Raw genomic sequence first — 11895 nt, 5'->3', positions numbered from 1 at the left:
CCATTCATGGTAACTGTCGCGCGCATCCGCTCTTACCAGCACAGGTGCAGGTCAGAACCGCGCGCGAGCGTCCATTCCCCTGCCGGTCATCGTCTGGAAGCGCAGCAGGTTGTGGCGGGCGTCGACCAGCGCATCGTGGGCGTCACGCGGGCGCGGCGGCATGCGGGGCGAACCGCGGTCCTCCCAGAACTGGCGCAGCTCACGGGTGAACCGGGGTATCGCCGGTGGCAGGGCGGTCATCGGACCCCACAGCTGGCAGAGCACCACGTGGTCGTAGGCGCCGACCCACGCCCACAGCTCGATCGGCTCGTCGCCGTCGATGCCGAAGAAGTCCTCGAGTTCGGTGCGGATCTCGCGACGGGACCGCCAGGATTTCGATGCCGGCGACGGGAGCTTCGGCAGGACGTGTTTGCGCACCCAGCTGCCGGCCCGGTCCGGGTCGAACTCGGTGGACACCGCGTAGTACTCGCGGCCGTCCTCGGCCGCCACGCCGATCGAGATCAGCTCGATGGTGTGGCCGTTGTCGATGAATTCGGTGTCGTAGAAGAAGCGCACTAGACCCCGGCCTTCTCATCTGCGCCGGCCTTCTCATCTGCGCCGGCCTTGTCGACCACGGGCAGCTTCTGCGGCGCCGGGGCGGCGTGGATCTCACGGTCCAACTGCTCATCGACCTTCGCGTCGTCGGGGAACCTGGGCATCCCGGCGACGGCGTCCTGCAACCACAGTTTCGCCTGCACCACCGGTCTGCGCAGCCAGCGCTCCCGTTCGAGCGCCCTGTGCATCTTGCGCGGCCGGTTCGTATAACGCCAACGCGCCCACGGGGCGTGCGGGCGTGACAGCCGCACCGCACCGACGATCAGCAGCGGCGTGATGAACATGCCCACCAGCCCGGTCCACACCTTGCCCTTGAACAGCACCACCACCGCAAGCATCAGCGTCGCGACCGCCAACGCGACCACAGCCGCCCGCGCCGCCAGGCTGTGGTCGTCCCGCCAGATGCCGATGTCGAAGAACGACAGCGGGTTGAACCCGAGGATCAGCAGACCGGCCACCGCCACCGCGGCGAACACCGCATCCACCGAGGTGCGCCCGTCCTCGGACCAGTACACGTCCGACAAATGCAGGATCAGTGCGAACTCGTCGAGCACCAGCGCGGCGCCGATGCCGAAAAGGATTGCCGCCGCCGTGAATTCGGGTACTCCCCCGTTGACGGCCAGCGTCACCATGGTGAGTCCGGACACCATCACCAGGATCACCCCGATGACCACGTGGTGGATGTGCGTGCCACCCGCGCCCGCGATGTTGCGGGGCTGCCACCACCTGCGGGGGGCGTCGCTGCCGGCGTGGCGTCGGATGTAGCGCACGATCGTGCGCGTCACGAAGAAGGTGAGGATGAAGGCGACCAGGCAGCACAGCAGCGGCAGGCGATCGAGGGTGAGGAAGTCCAGCTGCAGGGTCAGGTGCACGCTCGAAACTTACGCCGACCTGCGCTTGGCGCGACCGGGATACCGGCCGACGCGCCGGAGGCCACCGATAGTCTGGACGACGACATGAGTACTCGGCGGTCGCCTGCTTGGGCGCCAACCCTCGCGTGGCGGACGTTCTGCCTCCTCACCCTCGTCGCGCTCGGCTGGGCCGGGTGGCGATTCCTCGGGCACACGCCGTACCGGATCGACGTCGACGTCTACCGGATGGGTGGCCGGGCCTGGCTCGACGGCAGCCCGCTCTACGCGGACGGGGCGACGTTCGCCACCCAGGGGGGCCTCGACCTGCCGTTCACCTATCCCCCGCTGGCCGCGATCGTCTTCTCCCCGTTCGCCATGATGTCGCTGCCTGCGGCCGGCGTGGTGATCACCGCGATCACGCTGCTGCTGATGATCGTCGCGGTGGTGATCGTGCTGACCCGGCTCGACGTCTGGACGCCGGGCAGGCGCATCTGGCTGGCCGCAGCGATCGTGGCGGTCGCGGTGGTGCACTTCGAGCCGATCGAGGCCAACTTCGACTTCGGGCAGATCAACGTCGTGCTGATGACGCTGGTGATCGCCGACTGCGTACCGCGCCGAACCCCGTGGCCGCGCGGCGTCCTGCTCGGGTTGGCGATCGCGCTCAAACTCACCCCCGCGGTGTTCCTGCTGTACTTCCTGCTGCGCCGCGACACCCGCGCGCTGCTGGTGAGCGCCGTCTCGGTGGTCGCGCTCACGCTGCTCGGGTTCGCGCTGACCTGGCGCGACTCGTGGGAGTACTGGACCCAGACGGTGCGCAACACCGACCGGATCGGCACCGCGACGTTGAACACCAACCAAAACATCGCCGGCGCGCTGGCGCGGCTGGGCCTCGGTGAAGACCTCCGGTTCGTGCTCTGGGTACTGGCGTGCTTCGCCGTGCTGGGCCTGACGGTCTGGGCGGCGCGCCGGGCGCTGCGGGCCGGCGAACCGGTACTGGCACTGGTCTGCGTGGCGATGTTCGGGCTGGTGGTCTCACCGGTGTCGTGGTCGCACCACTGGGTGTGGTCGCTGCCGACGGTGCTGGTGACCGCTGTGGTGGCCTACCGCAACCGGCACTGGCCGCTGGCCGTCGCCGCGGCGACGGGTTTCGCGCTGATGGTGTGGTCGCCGATCACCCTGCTGCCCGAGCACCGCGAGACCTCGGCGTCGCTGTGGCGCCAGTTGGCCGGCGGATCCTATGTGTGGTGGGCGCTGGTCGTCATCGTCGCAGCGGGCACCCTGTCGGCACGGTCCACCCATCGCACCGAACCGGTGACCGCGGCTCAGCCGGCGGCGGCTTCGGGCAGTCGCGCGGCGGGCTGAGCGACTGCGGTGCCCTCTTTGACGTCGGCGGCATAAAGGTCGACGTACTCCTGGCCGGACAGGCGCATCAACTCGTACATGACCTCGTCGATCACGGCGCGCTCGATGAAGCGATTGCCGGCGAGCCCCTCGAACCGGCTGAAGTCCATCGGCTTGCCGAATTTGACCTCGACCTTGCCGAAGCGCCACATCTTGCTGCCCGGCGGGTTGACGACGTCGGTGGCGACCATCGCGACCGGGATCACGGGCACACCGGTCTCGAGCGCGAGCCGGGCCAGGCCGGTCTTGCCCTTGTACAGACGTCCGTCGGGTGAGCGGGTGCCCTCGGGGTACATGCCGAGCAGCTTGCCTCCGCCGAGAATGCGCTCAGCGGTTCTCAACGCACTGAGCGCCGCATCCGCATCCGCGCGGTCGATCGGCACCTGCCCGGCCGCAGTGAAGAACCACCGTTTGAACCAGCCCTTGAGACCCGTACCGGTGAAGTACTCCGCCTTGGCCAGGAACGTGATGCGCCGGCTCACCACCAGCGGCAGGTAGAAGCTGTCGGCCACGGCCAGGTGGTTACTGGCGAGAATGGCGGCGCCGGACCGGGGAAGGTATTCCGACCCTTGAACTTTCGGCCGGCCGAGCAAGGACAGCAACGGGCCCATGAAGACGTACTTGAACAGCCAATACCACATGGACCCTCCGCATCGGGCGCACCGGACGGTGCTCTGCGACAACTTTACCCAGGTGCTGTGGACACGACCACAGCACGGACCTCAGTCCTGCACGGTCACCGGAATGCGCTGATAGCGGCCAGGGCCGGGGGGCGGCGGCGGCTCGTCGGACGGCGGCGGTGTGGGGGGCGTGTCCGGCGGGCCGGCCGCCTCGATGTCGTCGACGAGCGCACGGACCACGCTCAGCAACGCGACGCTGTGCTCGGCGACGATGTCGAGGAGAGGGTGCTGCTCACCCTGGATCAGTGCGCCCAGCGCGCACACCGGGCACCACACCTGCCGGCAGCTGCTCGCCCGGTCGCCGGCTCCCGCCGCACGGGCGGCGGCGAACCGGATCAACGGGTCGACGCGGTCGAGGATGGCCTGGGCGAGCGCCTTCAGCTCGGGACCGAGGTCTGGATGTTCAGCACTCACGCCGGCCACACCTCCGGATTCGGTCGGAATCGCACCGTCAGCTCGCTTCCCCGCAGTGCCGCATCGGTGACGATGCACCTGCGCAGCACGGACGCGAGTCGGACCCGGCGCCGCATACCGCCCGCGCCGATGATCAGGTCGTCGTCGACCCTGCCCAACGTCAGTTCGGCGGAGTCGACCTGCGGCAACTCTAGCCGCAGGCGGTAGACCGCATCGAGGCCGGTTCCCGACTCCCGGTCGACTATCGGCCGGACCGGCGCGGGCGGCGCCGACCCGTCGCGTCGGCGCGCGGCGTCCAGCAGTTCGCCCAGCGCCTTGGGTCCGATCGGCTCGCCCGCCAGGTGCGGCACCAACACGAGCGCCACGTCGCCGATCACGGTGTCGAGGTCGTCGAGCACCGCCTTCTGCTCGGAGATGCGCTCGGCGTACCAGTCGAACGCCGGATGTTCGGGAAGATTGCGGTACTCGAAGGAATTGTCCTGCAACAGGACCTGATTGACGATGAGCTCCGCGACCCGCACACCCATCAGTGCCAGCGAGCCCAGCGTGCGGGACGCCTCGGCGGCCACCACCCGTTCGGCGGTGAGCACCAGGTGCGCGCTGACCTGTGACCCGTCGGCGAGCAGGGCGGTCAACCGCCGGGTCGCCGCATCGATGCGCTCGACGAGATCCACCATTGCGGCTGACGCCGCGTCGTCGGCGCCCCGGGACAGCCGGCGGTGCCGGGGCCACGCCCGCTCGAGGTAGAGCGCGAGTGTGCCGGGCAGGGTCAGCATGCGCAGCGCATCCGCGGTGGACGCGCAGTCGACCACGACGTGCTCCCACGAACCGCTCGCCGCCAATTCCGCGACCTCGTGCAGCCCGAGCACCTCCTGCACGCCGGGGAGGGCCGAGAGCTCTTCTGGCGCAACGTCGCCCAGATCCGAGTCAGGGAACCGCGCGGTGATGGGTCCGGCGACCTCGCACCACCGCTCGGTGAACAGTGCCAGAGTGTCCAGCGCGAGCGCGTCAAGCGAGCCACCCGCGTCCGGAATTCCCGCGTCGAGGTCGGCGAGGATGCGGGTCGGTTCGCGCCGCCCGGTCGGGGTGACGGTCACGCCCAGCACGTCACCGGTCGAATGCGCCTGGTCGGTTGACACGACCAGCACCCGACGACCAGCCCGCGCCTCGCGTACGGCGGTCGCCGTCGCGAGCGTGGACTTCCCTACCCCGCCCTTACCGACGAAGAGGCTGATGCGGGCCGCGGCGCCACTCGGAGTCACTCAGCCTCGACCCGTTTCTTCAGATCCTTGAGCGCCGTCTCGGTCAGCCGGCGCTCCGCCTTGCGCTTGAGCAGACCGATCATGGGGATCATCAGGTCGACGGCGAGCTCGTAGGTGACGTCGGTGCCGGAGCCGTTCGGCGTCAACCGGTACGCCCCCTCGAGGGATTTCAGCAAAGAACTCGACACCAGCGACCAGGTCACCGAATCCCGGCCGGCGGGCCATTCGTAGGACAGCACCATGGTGTCCTTGAGGACGGCCGCATCGAGTACCAGGCGAGCCGTCTTCGGATTTCCGTCGGCGTCGGTGTCGAGCACCTCGGTCTCCCGGTACTCCTTGACCCAGTCGGGATAGGAGCCGATGTCTGCGATGACGTCCATCACCGTCGCAGGGTCTGCATCGATGTAGATCGTCTGCGCCGTCTTGTCCGCCACGTGCCCGTCCTCCTCAAGCCGAAATGTACCCTCACGTCCGCGGCTCAACCCACCGTCAGGTCAGCCGCGACACCCCTACCGGCCGCGATGCCTCCAGGGTCCGCTTGAGCTCGAACGCCATCTTCTTACCCGCCACGCGCCGGTCGTGGTTGAGCTTCGCGAGTTTCATCCTCGCCAGCTGCCGTGCCGAGACGCCCGCCGGTTCGGCGTGCAGGAAGTAGTGCAGGATGACCCCGTCCAGGGACGGTTCCAGCCACACCTCCATGGTTCCGATCAGTGCTCCGGTGACCGTCCAGCGGTGGCCGACGGGTCCCCGGTCCTCCACGACGGTCAGGTGCAGGTCCGGCCACCAGCGCCGCCAGTTCGCCGGTTGGGCGACGGCCCTGCCCACCTCAGCCGGATCGGCGGCAACGAAGGTCTCGTCGGCGATCTGGATGCTGTTCATCGTCCTCCAAGCTTCACACACGACCCCCGAGGGGAGCGCAGCGGCCGACTACGCTGGCCATCGTGCCTGAGTTCAGTGTGCCCGCGCCGTTCACCGTGGGAGAGTGCGACACCGTCGTGAGCGCTGTGTTCGATCACGAGCGCGACGATCCCGACCACGTCATCTTCCGCCGGTTGGTCGACGGCGCGTGGACAGACGTCACCTGTGCCCAGGCCGCCGCCCAGATCCGTTCGGCCGCACTGGGTTTGATCGCCTCTGGGGTGCAGCCGGGCGATCGGGTCGCGCTGTTGTCGGCGACCCGCTACGAGTGGCCGATCCTCGACTTCGCGATCCTGGCCGTCGGGGCGCTGACCGTCCCGATCTACGAGACCTCCTCGGCCGAACAGGTCCGCTGGGTGCTCTCCGACTCGGGCGCGGTGCTGGTGATCGTCGAGAACGACGCCCACGCGAACAGGATCGAGGAGCTCCGGGCCGATCTGCCGGAGCTGCGCACGGTGCTGCGGATCGAGGGTTCGGGTCCCGACGCGCTGGCCGAGGCGGGCCGCGACCTCGCGTCCGACGAACTCGACCACCGGCTGGCCGGTATCCGCTCCGCCCAGCCGGCCACGATGATCTACACCTCGGGGACCACCGGCAGGCCCAAGGGCTGCCAACTCACCCACGCCAATCTGGTGTACGAGACCCGCGGCGACAAGAGCTGCTTCCCCGCCGAGCTGGCCAAGGGTGAGCGGATGCTGGTGTTCCTGCCGCTGGCGCACGTGCTGGCCCGTGCCATCACCATCGCGGCGTTCGCCAACAAGGTGACCCTCGGTTTCACCAGTGACATCAAGAACCTCGTCCCGCTGTTCGGGGTGTTCAAGCCGACGCTGGTGGTCTCGGTGCCGCGGGTGTTCGAAAAGGTGTACAACACCGCCGAACAGAACGCCCGCAGCGACGGTAAGGGCCGCATCTTCGACATCGCCGCCGCGACGGCGATCGAGTACAGCCGGGCGCTGGACTCCGGCGGGCAGGAGCGAAGCGACTCGGGGAAGAGGACGGGTGGGCCCGGGCTGCTGCTGCGGGCCAGACACGCGGTGTTCGACCGGCTGGTCTACGGCAAGCTGCGTGCGGCCCTCGGCGGGGAATGCCGCGCCGCGATCTCCGGCGGGGCGCCGCTGGGCGCCCGCCTCGGCCACTTTTACCGCGGTGTCGGGCTGACCATCTACGAGGGCTACGGGCTGACCGAGACCAGCGCCGCGATCACCGTCAACCGGGTGGGTGACATCAAGATCGGCTCGGTCGGAAAGCTGGTGCCGGGCAACAGTATGCGCCTGGGTGACGACGACGAGCTGCTGGTCAAGGGCGGCGTGGTGTTCGGCGGCTACTGGCGAAACGAGGAGGAGACCGCGAAGGCCTTCACCGACGGCTGGTTCCACACCGGCGATCTGGGCGCGATCGACAGCGACGGCTTCCTCACGATCATCGGCCGCAAGAAGGAGATCATCGTGACCGCCGGCGGCAAGAACGTCGCGCCGGCGATCATGGAGGATCAACTGCGGGCCCATCCGCTGATCAGTCAGGCGATGGCCGTCGGAGACGCCCGGCCGTTCGTCGGCGCGCTGATCACGATCGACGCCGAGGCGTTCGAGGGTTGGAAACAGCGCAACGGCAAGGACAGTGGCGCCTCCGTCGGCTCCCTCGCCACCGACCCCGACCTGCTCGCCGACATCGACACCGCCGTCAAGGGCGCCAATCAGGCGGTGTCGAAGGCCGAGGCGATCCGCAAGTTCCGGGTCCTGGCGGTGGATTTCACCGAGGACACCGGGGAGCTCACACCGACGTTGAAGGTCAAGCGCAAGGTCGTCGTCGAGAAGTTCGCCGCCGACATCGAAGCGCTCTACAGGACCTGACCGCCGCCGGAGACCATCAGTGACACCAGGTCGAAGACGACGGTAGCCGCTGCCACACAGGTGATCTCGGCGTGGTCGTAGGCGGGTGCCACCTCCACGACGTCGGCGCCGACGATGTTGAGCCCGTGTAACCGCCGCAGCATCCGCAGCAGCTCGCGGGAGGTGAGCCCGCCGGATTCGGGGGTGCCGGTGCCGGGGGCGAACGCCGGATCGAGCACGTCGATGTCGACGGACAGATAGACCGGCACGTCCCCGACGCGTCGGCGCACCGTGTCCACGGCGGCGTCGATACCGATGACGTCCAGGTCACCCGCCCGGATGATCTTGAAGCCCATCTCGGCGTCGTCCCGCAGGTCCATCTGGTCGTAGATCGGTCCGCGGATGCCGACGTGGATGGAGTGGTCCTCGACCAGCAGCCCCTCTTCGAAAGCCCGCCGGAAGATGGTGCCGTGCGTGACGGGGGCGTTGAAGTACGTGTCCCAGGTGTCGAGGTGGGCGTCGAAGTGCACCAGGGCGACGGGACCGTGGATCGCGTGCAGGGCACGCAGATTCGGCAGCGCGATGGTGTGGTCGCCGCCGATGGAGACGATCCGGCGGCCGTCTCCGCCGAGGATCTCCGACGCGTGATCCTGAATCTGCCGGCACGCTTCGGCGATGTCGTAGGGCGTGACGGAGATGTCACCGGCATCGACCACCTGCACCTGTTCCAGCGGTGCGACGCCGAGTTCGACGTGGTAGCCGGGGCGCAGGGTGCGGGCGGCCTGCCGCACGCCCATCGGGCCGAACCGCGCACCGGGCCGATAGGAGGTGCCGCCGTCGAACGGGACGCCGAGGATCGCGATGTCGTAGTCGCTGACCTCGCCGATGTCGGCGATGCGGGCGAATGTGCCCTTTCCGGCGTAACGCGGGACTTCGGTGGGCGGTACGGCGCCGACGAGGTCGGAGGAGGTCATGAGGTCACTTTCGCGGTCGTTGATTCGTCATCGGAGGTGGCGCAGTCGGTCAGCGCGACGTTGCGGGTCTCGGGAGCCATGAACACGGCGGCGACGAGTCCGACCACCGTCACCAGGGCACCGATGCCCAGCGCACCGCCCGGTCCCAGGCCGGTCAGCGCCATCGGCATCAGGTAGGTGCCTCCCGCAGAACCGATGCGGCTCATCGCCGTTCCCACCCCGACGGCGGTGGCGCGCACCTCGGTGGGGAACAGTTCGTTGGGGTAGACGATCTCCAGGAAGCTCGACGCGCCGGACACGAGGGCGAACACCGCCAGCGCCAGGAAGAACACCAGCGGCGGAACGCCCGGTATGACCGCTGGAATGGCAAGGGCCGCAGCAATGATCGCGAACGACCCCACGAGCAGGGCGCGCCTGCCGATCCGTTCGACCAGGTACAGTCCCGGGATTCCACCGACGACGAACAGCAGCGCGATGATGAGCGAGCCGCCGTAGAGGTTGGAATCGCCTTCCAAGCCGAATGACGCCATCAAATCCGGCGCGAACGTGTACACCGCGAACAGCGGGATGACCTGCGCCGTCCAGAACACCGCGACGAATACGGTCCGCCGCAGGTAGGGACGTGTGAACACACGAGTGAACGACGTTGTGGCGACCTTCTCCTCAGTGAGATCGTCGACGCTGTACTGGGGCCCGAAAGCCTGCTTGATCGCCGCGTCGGCCTCCTCGCGCCGGCCCTTGGACACCAGCCACCGCGGTGACTCCGGCGTGCCGAGGCGGGCCAGCAACGTGATGATCGCGAATATCGCCGGGCTCGCCAGCAGGATCCGCCAGGCGTCGGGACCGAAGTCGCGCAACAGGAATCCGACGACGTAGGCGACCGCGGCACCCAGCGCCCACACGACGAACATGCCGCCGAGGTACCGGCCACGCTGCTTCTTGGGCAGGAATTCCGCGAGCAGTGAGGTGGCGATCGGGTAGTCCGCGCCGATCGCCACACCCAGGAGGAACCGCAGCGCGATGATCTGCCAGGGCTCGCCGGCGAACGCGGAGAGAACCGAGAACACGGCCAGCGCGAGCAAGTCGACGATGTACATGAGGTGTCGCCCGATGCGATCGGTCAGGTAGCCGAAAAGGCCGCCGCCCACGAAGATCCCGATCAGGCTGGCCGCGCCGATCAGACCGAGCTCCACCGAACTCAGATCCATCGCGGGCTCGAGCGTTATCAGCGCCACTCCGATGATCGAGAGCGCATAGCCGTCGATGAACGGCCCGCCTGAGGAGAACAGCGTGAGCTTCTTGTGGAATGCGGTGATCGGCGCATCGTCGATCACATGACCGGTGTGGGGCATTGACCCAGCGTGCGGGCGGCGCCGATGCGTGTCGAGTCGACGTTTGACACAATCCTCCGATGAAGTTTGAGCATGTGCACAATCGACAACCGGCGTGACCGTCACCGTCGGTGACCTCGTCGAGACGCCGCACCTCGGGTTGGAGGTGCTCTCGGGCGGGGCCGGGCTGGGCCGGTCGGTGTCCTGGACCCATACCTCGGACCTGCCCGAACCCTGGCGGTGGATCACCGGCGGCGAACTGCTGATGACCAACGGGCTGTCGTTCCCGAAAGCCGCCGCCGATCAGGAGGCGCTGCTCACCAAACTCGAGGAGTCGGGTATCGCGGGACTGGCGATAGGCGAGAAGATGTACTGCCCACGGTTGACGCAGCGGTTCACCCGCCGAAGCGAACAGCTGGGCTTCCCGGTCCTGCGGATCCGCTATCCCCTACCGTTCGTGGCGATCTCGCGCGCGGTTGCCGAAGCGACGCTGCTCGACCAGTCAGACCGGTTGTCGCGGACCATGCGGATCTACGACCTGCTGCGGCGGCACATCGCGAGCGCCTCGCCGCCGGCCAATCTCGTTGCCGCGCTTGCCCGGGAACTCGGTTGCGAATTGCACGTCTGCGATCGCCGGACCGGTGATCCGTGGTTTCCGGACACCTCACCGCTGGCCCCCGCCCTGCGCGAGGCCGTCGTCGAGTTGTCCGAGTCCTCGACCAACGTGGCGGCGGGAGTCTACGGGCTGCCCGTTGACGGCACGCGGGCAGCGATGCTCACCGACATCCAGCGCCATCCCGAAGCCGCGCTCGTGGTGATCCCGCGCATCACCGAACGGGTGGATCCGATTCGGTTGCAACACACCGCCACAGTGATCAGTCTCGCGCTGTCCGAGATGCAACTGGCGCTCGAACACGAACGGCGCGAACGGGCCGCGCTGATGGAGCGCCTGCTGGAGAACCGCATCGACCGGCACGCGGTCGAAGCCCGGCTCGGCGAATTGCGCCTCGATCCCCCGTCGACCGTCCTGGTCGTGGCGCGGAGCAGTGACGAAGGGCGAGCGCTGACCATTCATAATTCGCTGTGGCGCAACGGTATTCCGTATCTCTGCACGCTACGGGAGGGTCTGCTCTACGCGCTGGTGCCCGACCAGTCGGGATTCGAGGGTGTGCTGTCCCGGGCTCTGGGGCCGTCGGCGCGCATCGGGATCAGCGCGCGACTTTCCACGATAAGCCGGTTCCCGGAAGCAGTCCGCGAGGGGTCGTGGGCGTTCTCGCTGGCCAGCCGCCGCGACATCCCGGTGTCGCGGTACGGCAGCGAGGAGCCGTGGCTGGGCCTGTCGAACGTCGGCGACGCCCAGGCCCTCGTCGACCGGGTGCTCGCACCGCTGCGCACCTACGACGAACAGCACCAGTCCAATCTGGTCGCGACGCTGGACGCCTATCTGCGCCACCAGCGGTCGTTGCAGCTGACCGCCACGGCGCTCTGCGTGCACCGACAGACGGTGCTCTACCGGATCAAACGCATCGCGGAACTGACCGGCCTCAACCTCGCCGACACGGATGCGCTCGCCGCGCTGTGGCTGGCGCTGCGTGCCGCGGCGCTGCTCGACGCCGAGGACGATCTGCGGCCGCTGTAGGC

Annotated in this window: 12 protein-coding genes; 3 read left to right on the top strand and 9 right to left on the bottom strand. The window is 68.3% G+C overall.

Going from position 1 to position 11895, the window contains the following annotated elements; translation table 11 throughout:
• Window positions 1–51: 51 nt before the first annotated feature.
• A complete protein-coding gene (locus I7X18_RS11660; RefSeq protein ID WP_193047361.1) occupies window positions 52–555 on the bottom strand; it encodes a polyadenylate-specific 3'-exoribonuclease AS in 504 nt (167 codons plus the stop codon).
• Window positions 555–1466 carry a hypothetical protein gene (locus tag I7X18_RS11655; RefSeq protein ID WP_193047360.1) on the bottom strand — a complete coding sequence of 304 codons (912 nt, stop codon included), beginning with the start codon at window positions 1464–1466 and terminating at the stop codon, window positions 555–557. The genes I7X18_RS11660 and I7X18_RS11655 overlap by 1 nt, the downstream gene beginning before the upstream one ends.
• 84 nt (window positions 1467–1550) lie before the next feature.
• On the opposite strand from I7X18_RS11655, the gene I7X18_RS11650 reads away from it, so the two are divergent.
• The gene (locus tag I7X18_RS11650) at window positions 1551–2807 is read left to right on the top strand and encodes a glycosyltransferase 87 family protein (RefSeq protein WP_193047359.1); all 1257 of its coding nucleotides are present in this window, start codon (window positions 1551–1553) and stop codon (window positions 2805–2807) included.
• On the opposite strand, the gene I7X18_RS11645 is transcribed toward I7X18_RS11650, so the two are convergent.
• The 5 genes from I7X18_RS11645 to I7X18_RS11625 form a co-directional block, all read right to left on the bottom strand.
• Complete coding sequence (locus I7X18_RS11645) at window positions 2768–3487, bottom strand: lysophospholipid acyltransferase family protein (RefSeq protein ID WP_193047358.1); 720 nt, start codon at window positions 3485–3487, stop codon at window positions 2768–2770. The genes I7X18_RS11650 and I7X18_RS11645 overlap by 40 nt on opposite strands.
• A gap of 81 nt (window positions 3488–3568) precedes the next feature.
• Window positions 3569–3940, bottom strand: coding sequence for a hypothetical protein (locus I7X18_RS11640; protein ID WP_193047357.1), 372 nt, complete (start codon window positions 3938–3940; stop codon window positions 3569–3571).
• Window positions 3937–5202: an ArsA family ATPase gene (locus I7X18_RS11635; protein WP_193047356.1), complete on the bottom strand. Its 1266-nt coding sequence runs from the start codon at window positions 5200–5202 to the stop codon at window positions 3937–3939. The genes I7X18_RS11640 and I7X18_RS11635 overlap by 4 nt, the downstream gene beginning before the upstream one ends.
• A complete protein-coding gene (locus tag I7X18_RS11630; protein ID WP_193047355.1) occupies window positions 5199–5636 on the bottom strand; it encodes an SRPBCC family protein in 438 nt (145 codons plus the stop codon). The genes I7X18_RS11635 and I7X18_RS11630 overlap by 4 nt, the downstream gene beginning before the upstream one ends.
• 55 nt (window positions 5637–5691) lie before the next feature.
• Window positions 5692–6081, bottom strand: a complete 390-nt coding sequence (locus I7X18_RS11625) for a polyketide cyclase / dehydrase and lipid transport (RefSeq protein ID WP_193047354.1) — start codon at window positions 6079–6081, stop codon at window positions 5692–5694.
• A 62-nt stretch (window positions 6082–6143) separates the two neighbouring features.
• Here I7X18_RS11625 and I7X18_RS11620 point away from each other — a divergent pair, with 62 nt between their 5' ends.
• Window positions 6144–7970, top strand: coding sequence for an AMP-dependent synthetase/ligase (locus I7X18_RS11620; protein WP_193047353.1), 1827 nt, complete (start codon window positions 6144–6146; stop codon window positions 7968–7970).
• Here I7X18_RS11620 and speB read toward each other — a convergent pair.
• Together speB and I7X18_RS11610 are read right to left on the bottom strand one after the other, a co-directional pair.
• Window positions 7958–8923, bottom strand: a complete 966-nt coding sequence (speB, locus tag I7X18_RS11615) for an agmatinase (RefSeq protein ID WP_193047352.1) — start codon at window positions 8921–8923, stop codon at window positions 7958–7960. The two genes, I7X18_RS11620 and speB, sit on opposite strands and share 13 nt — an antisense overlap.
• Complete coding sequence (locus tag I7X18_RS11610; RefSeq protein WP_193047351.1) at window positions 8920–10275, bottom strand: MFS transporter; 1356 nt, start codon at window positions 10273–10275, stop codon at window positions 8920–8922. The genes speB and I7X18_RS11610 overlap by 4 nt, the downstream gene beginning before the upstream one ends.
• Before the next feature lie 94 nt (window positions 10276–10369).
• Here I7X18_RS11610 and I7X18_RS11605 point away from each other — a divergent pair, with 94 nt between their 5' ends.
• Window positions 10370–11893, top strand: coding sequence for a PucR family transcriptional regulator (locus I7X18_RS11605; RefSeq protein ID WP_193047350.1), 1524 nt, complete (start codon window positions 10370–10372; stop codon window positions 11891–11893).
• Window positions 11894–11895: the final 2 nt, after the last annotated feature.

This window comes from Mycolicibacterium baixiangningiae (assembly GCF_016313185.1).
GTDB classification, from domain to species: domain Bacteria; phylum Actinomycetota; class Actinomycetes; order Mycobacteriales; family Mycobacteriaceae; genus Mycobacterium; species Mycobacterium baixiangningiae.
Note: the sequence above shows the minus strand (reverse complement) of the source record. Positions and strands in the feature narration are given on the sequence as shown.

Bases quoted from the DNA above. Each gene is read 5' to 3' on its own strand.
- I7X18_RS11650 (WP_193047359.1), top strand. From the start codon at position 1,551: ATGAGTACTCGGCGGTCGCCTGCTTGGGCGCCAACCCTCGCGTGGCGG.
- I7X18_RS11610 (WP_193047351.1), bottom strand. From the start codon at position 10,275: ATGCCCCACACCGGTCATGTGATCGACGATGCGCCGATCACCGCATTC.
- speB (WP_193047352.1), bottom strand. From the start codon at position 8,923: ATGACCTCCTCCGACCTCGTCGGCGCCGTACCGCCCACCGAAGTCCCG.
- I7X18_RS11645 (WP_193047358.1), bottom strand. From the start codon at position 3,487: ATGTGGTATTGGCTGTTCAAGTACGTCTTCATGGGCCCGTTGCTGTCC.
- I7X18_RS11625 (WP_193047354.1), bottom strand. From the start codon at position 6,081: ATGAACAGCATCCAGATCGCCGACGAGACCTTCGTTGCCGCCGATCCG.